At 43.6% G+C, this 22,221-nt stretch carries 21 protein-coding genes, 1 riboswitch and 1 other annotated feature; of the genes, 5 read left to right on the top strand and 16 right to left on the bottom strand.

What is annotated here, in order from left to right; genetic code table 11:
* Positions 1 to 252: 252 nt before the first annotated feature.
* The 7 genes from ACTWP7_RS01995 to ACTWP7_RS01965 form a co-directional block, all read right to left on the bottom strand.
* A complete protein-coding gene (locus ACTWP7_RS01995) occupies positions 253 to 936 on the bottom strand; it encodes a TraR/DksA C4-type zinc finger protein (protein ID WP_443121829.1) in 684 nt (227 codons plus the stop codon).
* 289 nt (positions 937 to 1,225) lie between these two features.
* Positions 1,226 to 2,362, bottom strand: a complete 1,137-nt coding sequence (locus ACTWP7_RS01990) for a bifunctional cystathionine gamma-lyase/homocysteine desulfhydrase (protein ID WP_443121828.1) — start codon at positions 2,360 to 2,362, stop codon at positions 1,226 to 1,228.
* A gap of 4 nt (positions 2,363 to 2,366) precedes the next feature.
* Positions 2,367 to 3,284, bottom strand: coding sequence for a PLP-dependent cysteine synthase family protein (locus ACTWP7_RS01985; protein WP_443121827.1), 918 nt, complete (start codon positions 3,282 to 3,284; stop codon positions 2,367 to 2,369).
* A 21-nt stretch (positions 3,285 to 3,305) separates the two neighbouring features.
* The gene (locus ACTWP7_RS01980) at positions 3,306 to 3,764 is read right to left on the bottom strand and encodes an S-ribosylhomocysteine lyase (RefSeq protein ID WP_443121826.1); all 459 of its coding nucleotides are present in this window, start codon (positions 3,762 to 3,764) and stop codon (positions 3,306 to 3,308) included.
* A gap of 3 nt (positions 3,765 to 3,767) precedes the next feature.
* Positions 3,768 to 4,409: a methyltransferase domain-containing protein gene (locus tag ACTWP7_RS01975; protein WP_443121825.1), complete on the bottom strand. Its 642-nt coding sequence runs from the start codon at positions 4,407 to 4,409 to the stop codon at positions 3,768 to 3,770.
* 158 nt (positions 4,410 to 4,567) lie between these two features.
* The gene (locus ACTWP7_RS01970; RefSeq protein ID WP_443121824.1) at positions 4,568 to 5,755 is read right to left on the bottom strand and encodes a DEAD/DEAH box helicase; all 1,188 of its coding nucleotides are present in this window, start codon (positions 5,753 to 5,755) and stop codon (positions 4,568 to 4,570) included.
* Between the two features lie 876 nt (positions 5,756 to 6,631).
* Positions 6,632 to 7,288, bottom strand: coding sequence for a peroxiredoxin (locus ACTWP7_RS01965; RefSeq protein WP_443121823.1), 657 nt, complete (start codon positions 7,286 to 7,288; stop codon positions 6,632 to 6,634).
* Between the two features lie 212 nt (positions 7,289 to 7,500).
* Between ACTWP7_RS01965 and ACTWP7_RS01960 the strand changes: the two genes are divergently transcribed.
* Together ACTWP7_RS01960 and ACTWP7_RS01955 are read left to right on the top strand one after the other, a co-directional pair.
* Positions 7,501 to 8,688: a M14 family metallopeptidase gene (locus ACTWP7_RS01960; protein ID WP_443121822.1), complete on the top strand. Its 1,188-nt coding sequence runs from the start codon at positions 7,501 to 7,503 to the stop codon at positions 8,686 to 8,688.
* Positions 8,689 to 8,866: 178 nt separating this feature from the next.
* Entirely contained in the window at positions 8,867 to 9,310 is a 444-nt protein-coding gene (locus ACTWP7_RS01955; RefSeq protein WP_443121821.1) for a YueI family protein, read from the top strand.
* Between the two features lie 133 nt (positions 9,311 to 9,443).
* Here the strand turns inward: ACTWP7_RS01955 and ACTWP7_RS01950 are convergent, their stop codons facing one another.
* The 4 genes from ACTWP7_RS01950 to ACTWP7_RS01935 all read right to left on the bottom strand — a co-directional run bounded on the left by ACTWP7_RS01950 (position 9,444) and on the right by ACTWP7_RS01935 (position 15,189).
* A complete protein-coding gene (locus ACTWP7_RS01950; RefSeq protein ID WP_443121820.1) occupies positions 9,444 to 9,779 on the bottom strand; it encodes a hypothetical protein in 336 nt (111 codons plus the stop codon).
* A gap of 717 nt (positions 9,780 to 10,496) precedes the next feature.
* Positions 10,497 to 11,870, bottom strand: a complete 1,374-nt coding sequence (gene argH / locus ACTWP7_RS01945) for an argininosuccinate lyase (protein WP_443121819.1) — start codon at positions 11,868 to 11,870, stop codon at positions 10,497 to 10,499.
* The gene (locus ACTWP7_RS01940) at positions 11,863 to 13,098 is read right to left on the bottom strand and encodes an argininosuccinate synthase (protein WP_443121818.1); all 1,236 of its coding nucleotides are present in this window, start codon (positions 13,096 to 13,098) and stop codon (positions 11,863 to 11,865) included. The genes argH and ACTWP7_RS01940 overlap by 8 nt, the downstream gene beginning before the upstream one ends.
* Positions 13,099 to 13,165: 67 nt before the next feature.
* Positions 13,166 to 13,382: a binding site (T-box leader), on the bottom strand.
* A gap of 166 nt (positions 13,383 to 13,548) precedes the next feature.
* Positions 13,549 to 15,189 carry an L-lactate permease gene (locus tag ACTWP7_RS01935; protein WP_443121817.1) on the bottom strand — a complete coding sequence of 547 codons (1,641 nt, stop codon included), beginning with the start codon at positions 15,187 to 15,189 and terminating at the stop codon, positions 13,549 to 13,551.
* A 304-nt stretch (positions 15,190 to 15,493) separates the two neighbouring features.
* Positions 15,494 to 15,538, top strand: a riboswitch (PreQ1 riboswitch).
* An 84-nt stretch (positions 15,539 to 15,622) separates the two neighbouring features.
* On the opposite strand from ACTWP7_RS01935, the gene queC reads away from it, so the two are divergent.
* Genes queC through queE form a run of 3 tightly spaced genes read left to right on the top strand, consistent with a single transcriptional unit; the run spans position 15,623 to position 17,479 of the window.
* Positions 15,623 to 16,291: a 7-cyano-7-deazaguanine synthase QueC gene (gene queC / locus ACTWP7_RS01930; RefSeq protein WP_443121816.1), complete on the top strand. Its 669-nt coding sequence runs from the start codon at positions 15,623 to 15,625 to the stop codon at positions 16,289 to 16,291.
* The gene (queD, locus tag ACTWP7_RS01925; protein WP_014642273.1) at positions 16,291 to 16,758 is read left to right on the top strand and encodes a 6-carboxytetrahydropterin synthase QueD; all 468 of its coding nucleotides are present in this window, start codon (positions 16,291 to 16,293) and stop codon (positions 16,756 to 16,758) included. Before queC ends, queD begins: the two co-directional genes overlap by 1 nt.
* A complete protein-coding gene (gene queE, locus ACTWP7_RS01920; RefSeq protein ID WP_443121815.1) occupies positions 16,751 to 17,479 on the top strand; it encodes a 7-carboxy-7-deazaguanine synthase QueE in 729 nt (242 codons plus the stop codon). The genes queD and queE overlap by 8 nt, the downstream gene beginning before the upstream one ends.
* A gap of 765 nt (positions 17,480 to 18,244) precedes the next feature.
* Here queE and ACTWP7_RS01915 read toward each other — a convergent pair.
* The 5 genes from ACTWP7_RS01915 to ACTWP7_RS01895 all read right to left on the bottom strand — a co-directional run bounded on the left by ACTWP7_RS01915 (position 18,245) and on the right by ACTWP7_RS01895 (position 21,654).
* Positions 18,245 to 18,406, bottom strand: a complete 162-nt coding sequence (locus tag ACTWP7_RS01915) for a YqaE/Pmp3 family membrane protein (protein WP_443121814.1) — start codon at positions 18,404 to 18,406, stop codon at positions 18,245 to 18,247.
* Between the two features lie 55 nt (positions 18,407 to 18,461).
* Entirely contained in the window at positions 18,462 to 19,154 is a 693-nt protein-coding gene (locus tag ACTWP7_RS01910) for a phosphatase PAP2 family protein (protein WP_443121813.1), read from the bottom strand.
* 122 nt (positions 19,155 to 19,276) lie between these two features.
* On the bottom strand, positions 19,277 to 20,002 hold the full coding sequence (locus tag ACTWP7_RS01905; RefSeq protein ID WP_443121812.1) for a phosphatase PAP2 family protein: 726 nt from the start codon (positions 20,000 to 20,002) through the stop codon (positions 19,277 to 19,279).
* 127 nt (positions 20,003 to 20,129) lie between these two features.
* A complete protein-coding gene (locus ACTWP7_RS01900) occupies positions 20,130 to 21,086 on the bottom strand; it encodes a bile acid:sodium symporter family protein (RefSeq protein WP_443121811.1) in 957 nt (318 codons plus the stop codon).
* A gap of 97 nt (positions 21,087 to 21,183) precedes the next feature.
* Complete coding sequence (locus ACTWP7_RS01895; RefSeq protein WP_443121810.1) at positions 21,184 to 21,654, bottom strand: hypothetical protein; 471 nt, start codon at positions 21,652 to 21,654, stop codon at positions 21,184 to 21,186.
* Positions 21,655 to 22,221 lie beyond the last annotated feature (567 nt).

The raw sequence follows: 22,221 nt of genomic DNA, 5'->3' as shown, positions 1-22,221 counted from the left end.
CGGTAAAAAGGAGGATCGACTAAAATCGCCACGTCCTGTGGCAACATCGATCGACCCTACATCGTGTAGGGCCGCAGGAAAGCGAGTTGTTTCCGTAGCCGCACCTGTCTATATTTTGGCAACGGACCCTAGTTATCTCGAAACTGAGTGTTCAACAATCCGGCCTGATACTTGAATAATTATTTTTTGAGGTCAACACCAGGATTTAATACATAAAAGGAGGAAAGGCTACGTGGCCTTTCCTCTTTTTTATTAGTCCTCTGATCGTTCCGCTTCTGCTTCGTCCATGTCATCCATGTACTTGTCATAATGAACATTGCGTTCAAACGTCACATGATCAGCTCCCGTGTATCCATGCATATCAGTAGATACAAAAGGCTCAAATTCTTCTACATACCCAGTTCCATCCTGATTGTCCATTAAAGATGAATCATCGTAAGTCATGCTGCTCTGGTTAAAGGAAGCAACCTGTTCATAAGCATTCTGCTCATTGTATTCAGGATCATCGGCATCCCTTCCGTAATTCGCCTCCAGGTCTTCAAGAACCTTTTCTTCAACGGGGCGATCTTTCGACATTTCCTGATTCGTAGACGCTTGAGATACAGTGCGTGCAGTCGGAAATGCATCCAGTCGTTCATTTGGAATCGGCTTCCCTGTTTTTTCACAGATGCCGTATTTTCCTGCTTTCATTTGGTTAAGGGAATACTCAATATCCGAGAGCTCTTCTTTTAAATGTCCTAAAAGAGCAATATCTTTTTCTCTTTCATACAATTCGCTTCCAGAATCCGCCGGATGGTTATCATACTGCGAAAGTTCACCTGAAGCCATATCACTGGCAAAGCCACGCTCTATTCCCAATGAATTCTTTTCCAATAAACGGGTCTCTATTTCCATCTGTCTTTCTTCTAATTGTTTTCTGTAGTGTACGTAATCCATACTTTCCACTCCTGCTTCATAGTCCTTCTTAGTGTGGCTTACGAACAGGTCTCTATACAAAGAGTGTGCTGGTAAATCTCCTTGTTGATTTTTTCAAAACCCGCTGGTTTTCTTGAGCCCTGAACGATACTGGACAATGGAAAGTAAATCATATCCTCCAAGGCCATTAACCGATCATTGGGCTACTCAAAGGGCACCTTACTCTAACTCATTTTTGTCGTCAGCTAACTCGATTGCGACTAACAATTTTCAAAAAAAGCGCCTCCCCAAAGGGCGGCGCTTTTCATAATTATTTACGTAAGGCCTCAAGAAAATCTTCTTTCAAATCTTCAATATCTTCAAGTCCGATGGATACACGGACAAGCCCGTCGGTTATACCAAGCTCACCCCGGCGCATTTCCGGAATAGAAGCATGTGTCATTTTAGCCGGGACAGAAATTAAGCTTTCCACTGCTCCAAGACTTTCAGCAAGGGTGAAGTAGCGGACATTCCGCAGCACTTTATCTGCTTTTTCCCCGCTTCCTACGTCAAAAGAGATCATTCCACCGTTTCCGCGTGCCTGATTCTGATGAACATCATGACCCACATGCTCTGTAAGACCTGGATAGTAAATGTTCGTAACCTCTGGAAGTCCTTGTAAAAACTCAACGAAGGTTCGCGTGTTTTCTTCAATTTCTTCCATACGGACACCTAATGTCTTAATACCACGCATAAGCAGCCAGGCATCCTGCGGTCCGAGAATACCACCAGAGGAGTTTAATACGAAGTGAACCTCTTCTGCTAATTGTTCAGAGTTCACAACAACCAGTCCGGCGACTACGTCACTATGTCCGCCCAGATATTTTGTTGCACTGTGCAAAACAATGTCTGCCCCAAAATCAATCGGGTTCTGCCAGTAAGGCGTGCTGAATGTATTATCCACGATGAAGGTTAAATTATGAGCTTTAGCAAGCTCAGAAGTTTTCTTAAGATCCGTTATTTTTAACAAAGGATTCGTCGGTGTCTCCACATATAACGCTTTCGTGCGCTCGGTCATCGCTGCTTCAATGTTTTTGGAATCACTAGTATCTACAAAGCTTGCTTCGAGACCAAAACGGGTAATTACTTGGGAAACGAGGCGATATGTTCCGCCGTACACATCATCCGTAAAAATAATATGATCTCCCTGTTTAAAGGTCATGAGTACAGCGGTAATCGCAGCCATTCCAGACCCAAAAGCAAAGCCGGCATAACCGCCTTCAATTTCTTTAATTAATTCTTCAAGAGCAAATCGAGTTGGGTTGCCGGTCCTGGAATACTCATATCCCCGATGCTTTCCTACTCCGTCCTGCGCATAGGTACTAACCTGATAAATGGGTACAGAAACTGCACCGGTTTTTTCATCTCCTGTAATACCACCATGAATTAATTGCGTTTTCTTTCTCATAAATTCACTCCTCATATATCCCTTGGCTTAAGTATCGTTCACTGCTATCCGGAAAAACCGTTACAATTCTGGCACCAGGTTCAGCTTGCTCCGCTTCACGCAGAGCCGCTTCAAAAGCTGCTCCGGATGAGCTGGCTACAAGCAGCCCTTCATTTAATGCCAGTTCCTTTACACGTTGAAAGGCAATGGAATCCGGAATCGTATGAATAGCATCAAAATAGGAGGTGTCCATGTAAAAAGGCAGGAATTCCATGCCAATCCCTTCTGTATCATGCGGACCAGCCTTTCCTCCATTAATGACAGAGCCTTCTGGTTCGACAATTACTGTCTTGATCGCTGGATTCTGCTCTTTTAAATAGCGGGAAGTTCCCATAAAGGTTCCACCTGTTCCAGCACCAGCAAGGAAAATGTCAATTTCTCCATTCAAATCTGTGTATATCTCAGGTCCTAACGTTTCGTAGTATGCATCGGGGTTTGCTTGATTATTAAACTGCTGCAGATTAAACGAATTTGGAATGTCATTAACCAATTCATCCGCTTTTTTGATGGCTCCGCGCATCCCTTCTTCTGTGGGAGTGTTAATCACTTCCGCGCCGAGAGCCCTCATCAGTGTCTGTTTCTCTTGACTGAACTTTTCAGGGGTGACAAAAACAACGCGATATCCTTTTCCAACAGCAGCAAGCGCAACTCCAATGCCTGTGTTGCCTGCGGTAGCTTCAATAATCGTTCCGCCCGGCTTTAGCAGCTTTCTATTCAAGGCGTCCTCAATCAGTTTTAAACCCAGACGGTCTTTTATACTACCGCCTGGGTTCATGAATTCAAGCTTAGCAAAAATACGCGCTTGATTCGGGATGTCCGAGTGAGTAAGCTCGATCATCGGTGTATGACCGATTAACGATTGAACATTCCTGACATAACTCATCGCACTCTCACCCTTCGTTTATTAAAAAACTTCCGTCCATTCATCACGTTTGTTAAGCAGTTCACGCGCAAGTTCCTGCGCACCTTCTAAGCTGTGGCTCGCTGCGAATCCGCATTGTACTTCATTGCAGGCTGGAACTTCGGTAGCACTTAGTACGTCTTTCAATGTGTTCTCTACAACCTGAAGAATATTTTCATAACTGTCATCATTTAATACAGCAAGATAAAATCCTGTCTGGCAGCCCATTGGACCGATATCGATAATACGGTCGTGATGATTACGGCTGTTTTCAGCCATCAGGTGTTCAAGGGAATGAAGAGCCGGCATATCCATATGCTCCTGGTTAGGCTGTTTCACACGGATATCATATTTGTAGATCTTGTCACCTTTATCTCCTTCGGTTACACCGACAAGGCGGATATAAGGAGCTTTCACTTTCGTATGGTCCAGGTTAAAGCTTTCTACGTTCATCTGTGTCATAAATCATTCTCCTTTTTTTGCCTGAATCAACCAGGCGTATTTATTCATTTGTTTAAATGATACCTCAAATCCCTGATTAGAAAACATTTCCTTCAGCTCATCGAGATACCCGTAATACTCTTCCTGTAAATCCTGTGCCAGATTCAAGTGACCGGATTTTTCCGCATTTTTAATTAATGCTTGTTTATGAGCTTCATCCTTAAAAAGAGTATCGATAAAAATAACGTGGCCTTTACTTTCCAGTTTATCATCAAATTTCTGAATTGCTTCTATTTTTTCACTGGTTGTTAAATGATGAAAGGCAAAAGAACTGACAATGGACTGAATAGGTGTGATCAACTGTGGATAATTAAGAAAATCTCCATCATAAATGGCTGCTTCCGGACACTTCAAGTTGGCAATCCTCCGCATTTCGGATGATGGCTCAATACCAATCACAACTTTATTCTGTCCGATCATCTTACGAGTCAAATTAGCTGTCCCTACACCAAATTCCATAACCGGAGAAATGGAGAGACCGGCCAGAAGTTCCAGCATATCCTCATAACCCTCAAAAACCTCTTTGTATTCTGGATCATTTCCAGACACTGTATCATCATATGAACTCGCCCATTGGTTAAATAGGTCGACAAATTCTACGCCCATCTTTCTTCCATCCCCTTAATCTTTATAATCCCTATCAACAAACTCGGGATTATATGTTTAATGTATCATATTTCAGAGGGATGCTCAACGGAACAGTTTTAAGACCTCTTTTTAGAAAAAAAAGATCCGCTCCTCCTGTGGAAAGAGCGGATCTCGTATTATCTTCGTCTTTGAGAGCGTTTTGTTTTTTTCTTTGGTGGTTCTGATTTAGCTTCTTTTTCCTTACCTGGGGATAAATTGGCAAGAGAACGGCGTTCAATTTTCTGTTTAATACTTTTTTCAATCGATTGCAGAGCCTGGCGATCCTTTGGAGCAGCGAACGTAATGGCAAGCCCCTTCCCTCCAGCTCTTCCAGTGCGGCCGATCCGGTGAATATAACTTTCAGGATCCTGCGGGATGTCGTAATTGAACACGTGCGTGATCCCTTCCACATCAAGACCGCGGGCGGCTACATCAGTTGCTACTAGATATTGGATCTTAGCATCACGGAACCGCTTCATGACTTTCTCCCGTTTCGCCTGTGATAGATCGCCATGAAGTTCATCTGCTTCAAACCCATGACTTAACAAGGCATCATTCAACTTCCTTGCTCTACGTTTAGTCCGGCAGAATATCAAAGCAAGGAATGGACGGTGTTCCTGCATAATTTCAATCAATGTATCCTGTTTGGCACGGTCCGTTGTTTCATAGACCAGCTGTTTAATTCCCTCTAATGTTACGGTCTTTTCCTGCACAGTAATTCTTCTTGGGTCTTTAAGAATTTTCTTGCCCAGCTGATTGACCTGAGTTGTGATGGTCGCTGAGAATAACATGGTTTGCTTAGCTTCAGGTGTCTGGCTTAAGATATCCTGTACATCTGGTAGAAAGCCGGCTTCAAGCATCTGATCCGCTTCATCCAGAACCATGTATTTCACCGCTTCAAGGGAAATCGTTCCCCTCCGTAAATGGTCAAGCATTCTCCCGGGTGTTGCAATGACAATATGAGCTTGTCCATCCAGTTTATGAGCCTGCTTGGCTACATCCTGACCGCCATAAACAGCCAGCACATGCATATCCTCAGTCTTTAACTTTCGCACTTCTTCCGTAATCTGAAGAGCAAGTTCCCGTGTGGGCGTGACAATCACAGCCTGTACAGACGTCTCCTCTACACGGATGTTCTGTAAAATTGGTAATAAAAACGCAAAGGTTTTCCCTGTTCCTGTCTGCGCTTGAGCGATCACGTCGCGTCCATCCATTAAAGCGGGAATCGCTTCTTGCTGGATAGGTGTGGGAGCGCCAATACCTTCTTGTGTTAATTTATCAATAAAATCTTTCCGTACCCCTAGTTGTTCAAATGTTTCCTTCATTACGATCACTTCTTCCTATTATAACCTTCTTCTATTATTGTACCTGAAACCTATGATTTATGAGCCCTTTTAGTGAAATTATCTTTTAAAAAGCTCTGTTTAACCTCATTGTTAATATTACGCTTAAGCTCCCGTTTGTTGAAAGTTTGATTTCGAGTTAGGTTGAGAGGACAGTCCTTCGGGGATGATTTCGCTTTCCGTGGGAATGCGCGGAGCCTCCTCAGGCTTCGCCTTCCGGGGTCTCCCCTGTCATTTTCATCCCACAGGAGTCTGCATCATTCCCCTCCGGACTTTGCCAAGTCAGAAGCTCGAAACGGTTTTATCCTTCACCGCTTGAGAATAAATAATTACATGAGCTATATTCTTTTATCAGGCTGAAACTATGGGATAGAGCCTGTTATATAAGCATTCCAATCAGGTTAAGGAGAACAGAATTCTCTTTTTCCAAAGGGGCCGTTCTTCCTAATAAAGCTGGGGCTTGTGGGGAAATGATGAGACTCCCGTGGGAGAAAGGAGTAGGCGAGATCCCACAGGGCGCAGCCCTAGGAAGCTTGTCAGTTCCCCCACAGGAAAGTGTTCAAATGTGGCATCACCCCGAAAGACACGACCAGCATAAGCCGAGCATCAAAAGGACGGTGGTCTTTCCGTCCGTTGATGAACGGCTTATGTCTCGAGTGGCTGGGTGATAGAACAAGACGAGTTATTTCCCTACCAGCCCTTCTCCACAAATCGTAACGGACCCAAACTATCTCGAAACTGAGTCTTTAACTAAACGGCCCGATTGTGTAAAAAGCCTTTTTAAAGAATCACCATAGCTTTAAAGCAGAGCCATAAAAAAAAGAGCAGGCTGCCCGCTTGGACAGCCTGCTTCCCTGATTATACGTCTTTTTTAGAAATATACCAGTCAATATATTCTATGCCTTCTTCCTCGGCACGTTTCGCTGCTTCTTCTTGCGATTTCGGAGGTGAAACAACGGCTTTATCTCCTTCCTGCCAGTTAGCAGGAGTGGATACACCGTGTTCATCTGTCGTCTGTAAAGCTTTCACGAGACGCAGGATTTCCTGCATGTTTCTTCCGGTTGTCAGTGGATAATAAATGATAGAACGGATCTTCTGTTTATCATCAATGACAAATACTGCCCGGCTTGTTTCTACCTGGCTTTCGCCTGGCATAATCATACCGTATTTCATAGCTACTTGTTTATCAAGATCGGCAATAACAGGAAATTCAATGTTCGTATTAAAATTTTCTTCAATACTTCTAATCCACGCAATATGGGATGGAACACTATCCACACTTAATCCAAGCAGTTCTGTGTTCATTTCTTTTAGTTCAGGATAGATTTCCTGAAGCCCCACAAACTCTGTTGTGCATACCGGGGTAAAATCGGATGGATGAGAAAATAGGACAAGCCATTTGCCTTTATAATCTTCCAACGAGATATTTCCTTGGCTGGTAGCCGCATTAAAAGTTGGTGCGTCATCTCCAATTCTTGGCATTTGTACTTGTTGATTTGTTTCTGTTTGTTCCATTTTTCTACCTCCTTTTAAAGTAAAGAACCCTCTTGGGTATATGTACCACCAGACCCCTGGTGGTTAATCATGGAATTTTAAGAACAGGGCAAAAGACTAAATTACAGCTCAGGAAGATCCGTATTCATGGGATTAATTTCTAAATAACCTCATGCTCATCCCTTCCTTACCATATAGTAGTAAAAAGATTACCATGCTTAGGAGGTCCTACCATGGATATAAACGTGAGAAGCGGGGATACGCTCTGGTACTACTCTAATTTATTTAATGTACCATTAAAACTGATTATAGATTCCAATCCCCAAGTGAACCCTTCTGCCTTAGCTATCGGCCAGATCATTAAAATACCAGGTTACCAAGTAAGTTCTTATAACATTCAAGCGAATGATACATTTTGGAAAATTGCTACCGAAAGACGTATCGCTGTCGACTCGTTAGCTTTACTGAATCCCACTGTTAATCCGAGACGGCTGCAAATCGGACAATCTATACGAATTCCTGTTAAAGTTACTTACCGGGTAGTGGATGGAAATCAGGCATACGACTATCAGGTTTTAACCGGACATTTGAATAAACTATTTGAAATTTATCCGTTCATTCGCAATGAAACTATCGGCCAGAGCGTAATGGGAAAAAATTTAGATGAACTTCAAATTGGACGAGGATCGAAAATCGTTCACTGGAACGGGTCCTTTCATGGGAACGAATGGATTACTACCGCTGTAATCATGCAATTTTTAAATGATTATTTATTAGCTTTAACGAACAAAGAATCGATTCGCGGTCTGGATGTCGGTCCTTTTTATGATCAAGTCACCTTATCCATTGTTCCGATGGTGGATCCGGATGGAGTTAACCTCGTCCTAAATGGCCCTCCTGAAGGCGAATTTGGTCAGGAAGCGCTTAGAATCAATCAGGGGAGTACAGATTTCTCAGGTTGGAAAGCGAACATACGTGGAGTGGATTTAAACAATCAGTATCCTGCTAAATGGGATGTGGAAGCAGCGAGAAAACCAAAAGAACCAGCATTCAGGGATTTCCCTGGCTACCAGCCATTAACAGAGCCAGAAGCAATCGCCATGGCTGAACTTGCAGGAGAACGATTATTTGAAAAAATGTTAGCATTCCATACTCAGGGTGAGGTTATTTACTGGGGGTATGAAGGCCTTGAACCACCAAGAGCTATGACGATCGTTAATGAATTCGGTCGTGTCAGTGGATATGAACCCATTCGTTACGTGGACAGTTACGCAGGATACAAAGACTGGTTTGTAAAAGTGTACCGGCAGCCAGGCTTTACTGTGGAACTGGGTGAAGGTGTGAACCCCCTCCCTCTCAGTCAGTTCGATGAGATTTACCAGGAAACGATCGGCATTTTTCTTGCCAGTATGTATATGTGAAAAAGCGATGCCTGCTGCGGCATCGCTTTTTAGTCGTTCTAAGGAATCAACAATTCACAAAATACATAGTACCCACGCCCTTCCTAACCGTCCTATCTATTTCAGTGCTTCCAAGATGCGTGAAGAAAAAGTTTGTTTTAAAATGGACATAGTAATGATAAGGAAAGAAGGTGGCGAAATGAGTAATAAAGAAATAGAAGATAAATTACAAGAAGGCATCTATGGTAAAAAACAAATTAGACCCTCCGAACGTAAGCGCTTTTTAGGTACGATTAGAGAGCGCGTAGTCCTGGCGATCACGAAGGGTCAATTAATGCAGGACAATTCCCTTAAGGAATTAGAGAAAGCTATGCAACAGCATCCAGATACAAAACTTTTACTAAATGGTGACGTAGCTCCGAAATTTATGAAGGAAGAAAAGAAACTGGCAGCTAAATATAACATCCCCTACACGAATGTTATGAATAAGGATGCGCATTCAGATCTTGGCGCTGTATTAACTTACGATTATGCCGTCGATATAGAAGATATTTTCGTTCCTGAACATGAAGAAAAGACCGAAGAAAAATCTCAAAAGTCCGGTATTTTATCTACGGTTAAAAGCTGGTTTACTCCTAAATAAGCCTAGTATGTTAAAGTATCCCATTCAAGCTGCCAGGGACGATTGCTCAATGGATTCATGAAAACGAACCCACATAAAAAAGACCCTCCTGTAAGGGAGAGTCCTGTTGAGATATCATTTAAAATCTGTTTATTTACAGCTTCGACTGCTCCATATGTCCATCATGCTCTACGATTACTTTCAGTGCTTCGTCATAATTTTCTTCAGGAATCTTGAAATTGAGCACATGAGTAAGATGGCGTTTATCAGCCATCGCATCATTATCTTTTTTGGGAGTGATTACATCTGTAAAATTAAATGTTCCTCCGCCGGTATTCGCCGACCCACTTGCCGGAACGATTGGTGTTAGATCCACTTCTTCCGGGATAGGCTCAACGGCTTCTTGTTCAATATTATACTTCTGCAAAGATGATTTTGCGCTTTCTGCATCATTTTCCGTTCTAAAATATGCTTCTACATGTTTAGTCATCGTCTCAATCCCCTTTTAAAAGTGTTCTACTATGTATAATATCCTTTTTGTCACTTTTAAAACGTTTACCCTTCCGCCCCTTTAATAATCTAGTTACTCTTCCAGTAAAGCTCCCATTACTTGAAGACTCAGTTTCGAGATAACTCGGGTCCGTTGCAAACATTAGATGAGGGCGGCTACGGAAACAACTCGCTTTCCTGCGGGGAAACTGGCAAGCCTCCTCAGTCGTTAACACTCCTTGTGGGGTCTCACCTAGCTCCTTCTCCCGCGGGAGTCTCGTCGTTTCCACCGCCACCCCAATGATATCTAGTGAACGGACCTTGCTATAGAAGACAGGAGCCAAGCTGTATCTGCCTCAAATGCTTCTATAACAGGGTTCCTACACGTAAACACACGTGAAAACCAGTGTGGATCTCGTTCATGGGAAGGCGATTATGGAAAGATTTTCGAGCTCTCCATAACGCAAAGGGGCGGAAGGGAACGGCGAAGACTCCTGCGGGATGAACATGATCGGTGAGATCCCGCAGGGCTGTTAAGCCCGAGGAAGCTCACCACATGCCCGCGGAAAGCGAGCCGTTCCCTGGAGCCTCTTTCTCCAGACAATATCTCGAAACTGAGTCTTCCATAATCCGGCCCTATTGTTTAATAAGCAGCTTAAGACACTCGCTTAGGATAGCTTTTATGTAAGGAGTAACGACAAAAAGAGCGCCTTCTGTTTTAAGAAAGGTGCTCTTTTGCCAGATCAATTTGGTTGTAGACTTGCTGAAAACCGGTAGCTCCTTCACTGACCCTTGCGGCTACTACCTGTTCGGGAGCCAATTTATCATAGATATCTTCTTCAAACAGCTCAGAGAATTGCTTGTATTCTTCCATCGTCAGATCCAGCAGATACTTGTTCTGATCGATCGCATACAATACAATTTCACCTATAATTTCATGAGCCTGACGGAATGGTAGTCCTTTTACTGCCAGGTAATCAGCTATATCCGTCGCATTCGAATAATCTTCCTTAACCGCCTGCTTCATATGATCTGCTTTTACATCCATCGAATCGAGCATTGGAGCAAGTAAAGACAGCGCTCCTTCCAAAGTATCCACAGTATCAAACATGCCTTCTTTATCTTCCTGCATATCCTTGTTATAAGCGAGCGGCAGCCCTTTTAAGAGAGTAAGCAGCCCCATCAGATTTCCGTAGATCCGTCCAGTTTTGCCACGCAGCAATTCAGGAACATCAGGATTCTTCTTTTGCGGCATAATGCTTGAACCTGTGCAAAACTCATCATCCAATTCAATGAAGTCGAATTCCTGGCTGCTCCATAGAATGAGTTCTTCAGATAACCGGGAAATATGGGTGATCATAATAGAAGAAATAGATAAAAACTCCAGGATAAAATCGCGGTCACTGACGGCGTCCAGGGAGTTCGGATAAGGTTTATCGAAACCGAGAGCTTCCGCTGTCATTTGGCGATCTATCGGATAAGGTGTTCCAGCCAGAGCTGCCGCACCTAGCGGCGACCAGTTAATTCGTTTCAAGCTATCCTGCAATCGTTCCTTATCCCGTTCAAACATCCAAAAATAGGCGAGAAGATGGTGCCCGAAAGATACTGGCTGCGCCCTCTGAAGATGAGTGTATCCCGGAAGAATCGTTTCCACATGGGATTCGGCCTGATTCACAAGCGCTGTCTGCACCGCCTCCACCAGCTCGAGCAATCCATTGGTTTTCTCCCGTAAGTACAGATGCATATCCGTAGCAACCTGATCATTACGGCTTCTGCCGGTGTGGAGTTTTCCGCCAACAGGACCAATTTCATCAATCAGCATTTTTTCGATATTCATGTGGATATCTTCATCTGCTACCGAGTAATCCACATCACCGGCCTGGATTTTCTTTTCAACAGCCTTTAAACCACCTTGAATCTCATCCACTTCTTCCTGTGTTATGATGTCGCACTTTCCAAGCATTTCTACATGAGCCAGGCTCCCCTGGATATCCTGAAGCGCCAGTTTTTGATCAAAACCGATGGAAGAGGTGTACTCTTCCACCAGCTTATTAGTAGGTTTGGTAAAACGTCCGCCCCATAATTTACTCATGGACGGTCACCAGTTCTTGATCAAGGAGTTTCTTCCCTTTATGAACATCCGCATGTACTTTTGTCGGAAGTCCCCATAGTTTGATAAATCCAACCGCAGCGTTATGATCAAAAGCGTCATTTTTAGAATACGTAGAAAGCTCTTCATTATAAAGACTGACCGGAGATTTCTTACCGATTACATTATGATGTCCTTTGAATAATTTCACTTTCACCGTACCCGTAACCACCTGCTGAGTGGAGTCCACGAAAGCGGACAGGGCCGGCTGAAGTGGTGAATACCATAAACCATCATAGATAATTTTAGCCAACTGCTGATCTACACTTGTTTTATATTGAGAAACTTCTCTTGTCAGCGTCAGGAACTCAAGCTCCTTATGCGCATTGATCAGAATCATGGCACCAGGATTCTCATACACTTCTCTTGATTTAATGCCGACGAGACGATTTTCGGTATGGTCGATTCTGCCGATTCCATGCTTGCCGCCCAATTCATTCAAGTACTCAATCAGAGGCACAAGATCCATCTGTTTTCCGTTCAGACCGACAGGCTTTCCTTCAACAAAATCGATTTCAATCGTTTCCGCCTGATCTGGAGTCTTTTCCAATGGATTCGTCCATGCATAAGCCGCTTCCGGAGCTTCAGCCCATGGATCCTCCAGAACACCTGCTTCACAAGCACGGCCCCAGATGTTGGCATCAATCGAGAACGGGTTTTCTAAATTAACCGGTACCGGGATTCCTTTTTCTTCAGCATATTTAATTTGTTCGTCACGAGTCATTCCCCACTCACGGACAGGGGCAATTACTTCAAGATCTGGATTAAGAGCCTGGATGGAAACCTCGAAACGTACCTGATCGTTCCCTTTTCCAGTACATCCATGAGCCACAGCAACTGCGCCTTCCTGTTCAGCAATTTCAACGAGCAGCTTAGAAATTAACGGACGAGAGAGAGCGGATGATAAAGGATATTTCCCTTCATACAAGGCATTCGCTTTTAGGGCAGGCATTAGATATTCTTCAGCCAGAATTTCTTTCGCGTTAATCATGACGGCTTTAATGGCTCCCACATCAAGCGCCTTCTGACGGATGGTTTCAAGATCCTTACCTTCTCCAACGTCCAGTCCAACAGCAATCACATCATAATCATATTTTTCCTGAATCCATTTTACTGAGATTGAAGTGTCCAATCCACCTGAATACGCTAATACTACTTTTGGTTTCGCCATAATAAATACCTCCTAAGAAATTGTAGAACATGTCTATTTCCATAAAAAAATCCGCCTCTTATTTCTGGTAAGAGACGGATTCTGGTTTTAACCATCCGCGGTGCCACTCTCATTGTCTATTAGATAGACCAACTCGAAACTGATAACGGGTGCTCCCGGAACCGGCTACTTGTTCACCGATCTTCTCAGAAGTGCGTTTCTGTATAAATGAACCACCGGGCTTCCACCACCCCCGGCTCGCTGCTGCTTCCGTTTATACATACTCTCTTCGTCTGCGAATGTATTTTTATTATTTGATGTTTATAATTATACAAAATTGAGTGAGGAAGTCAACAGGAAAACGGCAAAAAACTTAAATTTATAGAAAGTTAGTTAAATAGCCTATACATTTCATACCCTATTAGACACTAAAAAAAGCGACTGCATGGGCACAGTCACTTTTTATGCATATTAACTTATAAAAATAAACCCGATAATTCCGGCCATTGCCACATAAAACAGCATAGGAATAAGAGTAATCCGAATAATCGCTCCTTCTTTCCCTACCAGACCGACAACAGAAGCTGCCGCTACGACGTTAACGACACAAATCATGTTGCCTGCGTTCGATCCGATAACCTGTAAAGCAACAACCTGCTGACCGCTTGCTCCAATTTGATCCGCTACACTGAATTGGAAAAGGGAGAACATCATATTACTGAATGTAGCACTCCCTGAGATAAATGAACCAAGGGCGCCTATAATAGGGGCCACAAGCGGCCAAGCCCCTCCTACGCCCTCCGCAACAAGATTAGCCAGCTCCATCGGCATGCTTAGAAGACCAGCTTCATTGACTCCGGAATTGATGAAGATTCTTACCATCGGCACAGCGGTAAGTAAGGCAATAATCGTGCCAACCATAGAGCTTGCAGATACCTGAACGGTTTTTTTAACCGCTTCTTTAGACATGCGGTGGTAAAAGATCGTAAGCAGGACCGCCATCACAAAAACCGTGCCAGGCAGGTACAGTGGTTCAAAGGCAGTGGATAAATTCGTTCCCAGGATATTTTCCCATTTCACTTCTACCGCTGTAAGCCAGGCTTTAAAAGGCAGAATATTAACACGTGTCAGTACGAGTAGTACACCCACAGCCACATAAGGAAGCCAGGCTTTGTAAAGAGGCATCGTCCGCTTGTTGAGAGCAGATGACTCGCTTAGAGGTACTTCTCCTTTAAAAGTCCAAGGTTCTTTCGGAAGCAAAAATCCTTTCTTAGCAGCTGGAACTACAATAGTAAGACCAACCAGCCCGCCAATAATAGATGGAAATTCAGGTCCAAGGAAAGTAGCAACCATGAAGGCAGGGATCGTAAAGCTCAAGCCTGCAAAAATAGCAAACTTCCAGATAGCAAGTCCTTCGCGGAAAGAACGATTTTCACCGAATAATTTTGTAAGAATAATAACAAGAATCAGCGGAATGAAACTCCCGATAAATAGATCCATAAGTACCGCAGTCTGAGCAACTTCTTGAATAAATCCTTCGAGCGGCTGATTTCCAAGACTAGCTTGTACCTGCTCGGCGACAGCATCCCCTTGCTTCAATCCTTGATCAACCCCAACAATCAGTGGAGTTCCTACAGCCCCAAAAGAAACTGCGCTGCTATCCGCAATCAATGATACGGCGACAGCAGCTAAAGGAGGAAAGCCAAGTGTCAAAAGCAATGGAGCTGCAATGGCTGCAGGTGTTCCAAATCCTGCTGCTCCTTCTAAGAAAGACCCGAACAACCAGGCAATAATAATCACCTGAACTCGACGGTCCTCTGTAATTCCAGAAAAACCATTTCGAATAGAGTCCATGGCTCCGCTGTTACGTAAAGTATTCAGCAGTAGAATCGCCCCAAATACAATCCAGATAATCGAAATGGCAATCATAGCCCCCTCCATAGAAGCGGCTGCAATTCGAATAGCAGGAACCTTCCATATTACAAAAGCCAGCACGGCTACGATTCCAAGACTGATCGGCATTGCTGTGACCGCAGGAAGACGGAAGATTACAAGAAAAATAAATACAGCAAGTACAGGCATCAAAGCTGTTAAAATCTCTAAGAAAGTCAAAAAAACCACCCTTTCAATATTCACATTATATTAAACTATTGGATAGAGAGCAGACTCAGTATTGTGAAACATTTCACAATGTACTTTTATTATAATACAAGGATTTGTTAAATCATAGGGTTGACTTTTAAAATAAACTTTCTATTGCGTAAGACTCAGTTTCAGTCCTGCATAACGCCGTACCGGAAAGCGAATCGACCCCTGGAGAACCTACAACGTAAGCCTTTTAAAAAAGCTAAGATTCCCTTTTTTTGTACAGTCGTGTTATAATAATTGAAGTCAATTTAATAAAGTCTGTTTTAAAACAGGAGAGGTTCTAGCTACACCCTCTATAAAAAACTAAGGATGGAATCATACCTTGCCTTAGGTATGGTTTTTTTATGTTTTTGGGTGAGTGGAATTCTCTTTTTCTTTGCGAAAGGGGAATTTTTTTATGGAAAAAAATAATAAAGCGGTCGTTGTGTTCAGCGGCGGCCAGGATAGTACCACATGCCTGTTTTGGGCATTAAAAAAGTATGACGAAGTCCAAGTCGTCACGTTTGATTATAATCAGCGTCATAACGAGGAAATCGAGGTCGCCAAAGAAATTGCCGAGGACCTTAAAGTTAAGCATCATGTACTGGATATGTCACTGCTTAATCAGCTTGCTCCTAATGCACTGACGCGTGATGACATTGAGGTCACCGATGGAGAAGACGGCGGTCTCCCTTCTACATTCGTTCCAGGTCGAAACCTATTGTTCCTGTCTTTTGCTTCGATATTGGCTAAACAGATTGGAGCGAAGCATGTCGTAACCGGGGTATGTGAAACGGACTTCAGCGGCTATCCTGATTGTCGTGACGTATTCATTAAGTCCTTGAATGTCACGCTCAATCTATCCATGGATGATGAATTTGTCGTTCATACACCGCTTATGTGGCTCGATAAAGCTCAAACGTGGGCACTTGCTGATGAGCTCAATGCTTTCGAGTATGTGCGTGAAAAAACCTTAACTTGCTATCACGGTGTCCGCGGAGATGGATGTGGCGAGTGTCCGGCCTGTGAATTGCGGCAAAAAGGACTCGAAGCCTATCTGGAACAAGGAACAGAGGTGAATCGATAATGTACGGTTTTACCATTGTTGAAAACCTGCAGAAGATCGATCAGGATATTAAACGTCATGAGTTGAAGTACCATAAAAAACGCGTAATGGTCAGCAAAGAATTCACATTCGACGCTGCCCACCACCTTCACTGTTATGAAGGGAAATGTAAGAACCTTCACGGCCACACGTATCGGGTGATATTTGGGATCAGCGGATACGTGGATGATATTGGTATCGTGATCGACTTTGGAGATATTAAAGACATTTGGAAAGAACAAATTGAAATTCATCTGGATCACCGCTATTTAAATGATACGCTCCCTAACATGAATACAACGGCAGAAAATATGGTCGTCTGGATTTATGAAAAAATGGAAGCCGCTCTTGCCGGTCAGCCCGAGGGGCATCGAGTGGAATTCGTGAAACTTTATGAGACACCAACCAGCTTTGCGGAAGCAAGACGGGAGTGGATGGAGAATGAATAAATTCCCTGTACTTGAAATCTTCGGTCCCACCATTCAGGGCGAAGGCATGGTAGTTGGCCGTAAAACGATGTTTGTTCGAACGGCAGGCTGTGATTACAGCTGCGCCTGGTGCGACTCTGCATTTACCTGGGACGGGAGTGCTAAAGAAGAAATTGAACGGCTGACGGCGAATGAAATCGTGGATCGCTTATTAGAAGAGGGCGGACGTCACTTTGACCACGTAACCATTTCCGGAGGCAACCCGGCGCTATTAGCTAAACTCAACGAATTAATCGAGCCCCTTCACGCCAGGGGCATTGAAGTAGCCCTTGAAACGCAGGGCAGCCGCTGGCAGGACTGGTTCCCGGAAATTGACGATCTAACTATTTCTCCTAAACCGCCAAGTTCAAAGATGAAAACGAACTGGCAGGTTCTAGACAAAATAATCGAACGGCTTCTGGAACAGGGACGACTGGCAAACGTCAGCTTAAAAGTTGTCGTCTTCAATCATGAAGATCTAACCTACGCTGAACATGTCCATGAACGCTATCCGGATGTACCTTTTTTCCTTCAGGTGGGAAATGATGATTTAGAAGAAGACGCTCCCCCTGCCCTAGCAAGCCACCTCTTGGATCAGTATGAATGGTTAATTGACCAAGTGGTTGCATCTGAAAAGTTAAATCATGTCCGCGTTCTGCCGCAGGTTCATGCTCTGGTCTGGGGAAACAAACGCGGCGTTTAACTACCCTCTACACGAAAAATACAGTTCCCTATTAGAAAGGCTTTGTTAAAGTTTATAGTTGATTTTCCATAAAAGGATTATTACACAATAGGGCCGTTTAGTTAAAGACTCGATTTCGAGATAAATGGGGTCCGTTACGATATGTGGAAGAGGGCTGGTGGGGAAATAACTCGCTTTCCTGTGGGGGAACGGCGAGCTTCCTCGGTCGTGATCACTCCCTGCGGGATCTCTCCTAGTTCCTTCTCCCACGGGAGTCTCCTCATTTCCCCACCAACCCAGACGAGTGAGCATAACGGACGATTTTATAACAGAGAATGCTCTCCTTCTTAATCGGTCCTAAATGCTTTTATGACAAGCTGTTTCACATCGTTATAGCCTGAAAATAGCCTCCTATGCACATGATTTTTTTCTCATTAACCTATTGATGTCTTAAATGGTTTCGAGTTTCTGATTTGGCCAGGTCCGGAGGGGGACGATGCAGACTCCTGCGGGATGAACATGATCGGTGAGATCCCGCAGGGCTGTTAAGCCCGAGGAAGCTCAGCACAGAAGAGGAGGTTCGACTAAGAACGCCACGTCGTGTGGCAACGTCGAACGACCCTGCGTCGTGCAGGACCGGAAAGCGAAATCGTCCCCCGCTGGACCTCCCGCTCAACAAATGTCTCAAAATCAAGTCTTCAAGTAATGGAAGCTTTACCTTAAAATCAACACGGAAGTTTAACAGTTCCATTAAAAAAAGGTGTCCGTTTTGGACACCTTTTTTTCTTATTCACCGTTATAAAAATCTTTAACTACTAATGCGGCATGCACCGCTCCAGGAACGAAGAATATCATCGTAAGCACAAGGTTCAATAAAGCTTTTCCAGGTTTACCTGTAAATAACACCGCGATCGGCGGCAGGAATATTGCAAGAATATATAGTAACACGAGATCACTCCTTTCGCTTTCTATTTTTTTATACCCGAATTAAAGAGAATTATAACTATTCAGCCTGACGTCGTCTCTGATGGCACAAGGTAATCTCATAGGCAGTAATGCAGATAATCAGCCACGCGAGTCCTAATAGAAAGCCTGCCGAAATATCTGTAAAGAAATGAACTCCTAAATAGACACGGCTTAAACCAATCAATAAAATGATCAGGATCAGCAGACTATTTATCAGCCACTTCCATCCTTTATTCAGCCTGCTGATCGTAATTAAGTAAATAAGAAAGCCATAGAAAACAATCGCACCGGAGGAGTGACCGCTTGGAAAACTGGAGGTCGACCCGTGATAATCCCCTAAGAACTCAGGACGGCTTCGATCAAACATCGATTTTAATTCTTTGGTAAGTAAACTTACCCCTCCCATACTAATCATAAAGTAGACACCGAGCCACCGGCTGAACGGGGAAAAAAATAAGAGATAAATAGCGAGAAGAAGCGATGCGGTAACCATAAAAGCAATCGAACCTGTATAGGTAATTAAATGGCTGATCTGCTCAAATAACGATGAGGAATTTTCTCTTACAACGTCAAAAGCTTTCTCGTCAATGGCGAACTTTTCCTTTTGCAAAATTCCCTCTGCCAACTCCACAAACATATAAAAACTTCCACTTAAGAATATAAAACCTAACAATAGTAAACTAATCGATCCTTTTGTAAGGTCCGAAATCTTAGTACCAGAAAATAACATACATACCACCTCAGCCAATTTAAAATGCGTTTCATGATGTTAATTACAAATGAAGAGCTCCTTTCTCAGGAGCTCTTGGTTACAAATATTACGTTAGAAAAATCGTTCCTGCCTCAAGACGCTTATGCTTGGGTATTGGCTGCAGCTGATGACTCTTTACTAGCACTGCGACGTCTTTGGTTCCAGAGGGTAACTTCAAGGGCTGCTATACAGATCATCAGCCAAGCTACACCAAACAGGAAACCTGCCAAGATGTCCGTAAAGTAGTGAACGCCTAAATAGACACGGCTTAAGCCAACAAGCAAAATCAGAAGACCTAATAAACTATTGATCAGCCACTTCCACCCTTTATTCAAACGGCTGATTACGACTAAGTAGATAAGAAAGCCATAAAAAACCATAGAGCCTGAAGAGTGTCCACTCGGAAAACTAAAGCCTGTGCCATCGTAAGTCTCCAGTACTTCCGGGCGCTGACGTTCAAAGAGTAGCTTTAACCCTTTCGTGAGCGCACTAATTCCAATCATATTGACAATGAAATAGATGCCTACCCACCGGCTGAATGGAGAAAAGAACAGGAGATAGATAAGAAGAAGAACAGACAGTACGGTTATAACCGTTACAGAACCAGCCTCCGTAATCCATCCCCATAACTGGTCCAGTGCTGGGGAACTAATGGAAGCCATTAGCTCAATCGCCCATTGGTCCACAGCGAATTTCTCTTTTTCCAGTACTTCATCCGCCAGTTCAAAGAAGAAATAGAAAGACGCCCCCAGCGTAAGAAAACCTGCCAGGATAATGATGATAGACGCTTTGGAAAGGTCAGATACTTTTGTTCCAGAAAATAACATAAATATAAACACCTCAATTGTTTTTACTGATATTTGTTTCCCTTCCCTGTCTCTGTCAAAACCATGCTTTACCATGCGCCGTTAAGCTAAAAAAAGTTCCCAATTCGGGAACTTTTCAGAAATTCATTCAATGAGAGACACCCTTCTCCTCTGTCCCATGACTAGCGAATATTTTTCCGGTGAAAGAAGCCAGCACTTGCTGAAACAACATCCCCACAATAACCGGTACCGCTACCGGGGGCGGGAAGTAAGTAATCGCGATCACCGCGCCTCCGCTTATATTTCTCATTCCACTGTTAAAGGTAAGCGAAATAACACTAGGCCGGCCGATCTTCAGAAGCTTTCCCGTCAGGAATCCAATGAAGTAAGCAAGGACCGCGAGCATACACACAACTACGCCGATTAATATGAGCTTTCCATTTATATTTATAAAATAAGGAGCGACGGCCGAACTATTGATGGTAACGACCGCACCAATCCCAAGCTTAGTTAGCGGCGAAAGGTTCGATTCGAGCCTTTCTGTGAATTCTTTTTCAGCGAATTGGTTTATAAACATCCCCACAAGCGACGGAATAACAATCATCCAGAGCAGTCCGTTCATAATTTCCTGAATATTCATTTCCACCGCATTTCCGACAAGCATATGCATGACAAAAGGTACAGCGAGTGGCGCAATCAGCGTATCGACAAGAATGATAGATAAAGTTAACACTACATTACCTTTATAAATCGAAACCCAGATGAGCGTCGTTATCCCTGTAGGAATGACAAAAGAAAGCACTAATCCAATCGTTGTATGAGCCCCGCTTCCGAAGATAAGCGTACCCACCCCGAGAGCAATCAGCGGCATCACTATATGTAGAACCATTATGCAGGCGATCATCGAAACCGGGTGACGAAGCACCTTTTTCAAATCGGTGAAATTGGATCCCAGGCTTCCTGCAAATGTCATAACGGCGAAGATCCATGGAACGAGAAAGACAAGCGAGTCAAACCAGTCGGAAAACACGACTCCGATGACGACTGCTGAAGGTGTTAGGTAAGGCATGATCTTTTGAAGAAATTGATTGAACGTGCGGATCATAAGATGGACTCCCCTGCTCAAATAGTCGAGTTATTCTATTATAACGCGCGTGATTCTGGTGAGCATGGATTTAATATGGTGACAGGGCGGCAAAGCTTCAGCCCAACTTCTCTGCTCCCTTTTTGTCAATACGGTAAGAACGAATACCCGTTCCAAGATTGATTCCAATAAAAGCACCGATATAGCTGGCTGGATCCATACCTCGCTCCGTGTGAGGTAAAGGGAAATCGATTACAGCAGCGGCTACAAAGCCAGTGACCGCAAGAATAAAAATAATAATCACGCCGACTTTCTGCTGTCTTTTCCAAGTTTTCTCTCCCATCACTTCCCTTTCGTATTTGACCAGTTTCTGAGAGTCTTTAGTAGCTAAAATTTTCCCTGTTTTCATTTGGTATAGGCCTAACGCACCTATCATAAGAAATAAAAATCCGAATATCCAGATCATTCCCTTAGGAGGAAAGCCCTGCGCTATATAGAAATCCATACCTAAAAAGACGAGTATCACCGTCCCGTTTAATAGGATGAACTGCTTCAGCCGTAGTTTCCTTAATTCCTCTTTTTCGATCATAAACTTCACCTCTTTTTCTTATATTACCAATTCTTTCTAATAACCCCAAATGATTACATGTCCTTATCTCTGCTTAAAATTGGGCTCTATTTTAATTTTTTTGATTTCTCATAAGAGGCTTATTACGCAATAGGGCCGGATTGTGGAAGACTCAGTTTCGAGATATTCGTTTGCCGTGAAGGTCCTACGGGGGACGATTTCGCTTTCCGGGGTCTCACCGATCATGTTTATCTCACAGGAGTCTTCATCGTCCCCCTCCGGACCTTGCCAAAACAGAATTTCAAAACCGCTTCAAACATCACCTGTGTGATGAGGGATGAGACCATGTGGTTTCGTACCTATATTAGGATGTAACGATGCATAATAGCCTGTCATAAAAGCATTTTATACAGATTAAAAAGGAAAACCTTTCTCTTCTAGGAGGGTCTGTTTTTCTTAATCATGTTGGGTTGGTGGGGAAATGATGAGACTCCCATGGGAGAAGGGACTAGGTGAGATCCAGCAGGGAGTGCAACGAGCGAGGAAGCTCATGGTATAAGGAGGATCGACTAAGGTCGCCATGTCCTG

Source organism: Halobacillus sp. B29, assembly GCF_052246755.1.
Lineage (GTDB): Bacteria > Bacillota > Bacilli > Bacillales > Halobacillaceae > Halobacillus > Halobacillus halophilus.
The sequence above is the reverse complement of the archived record's forward strand: the minus strand, read 5'-3'. Positions and strand labels throughout refer to the sequence as shown.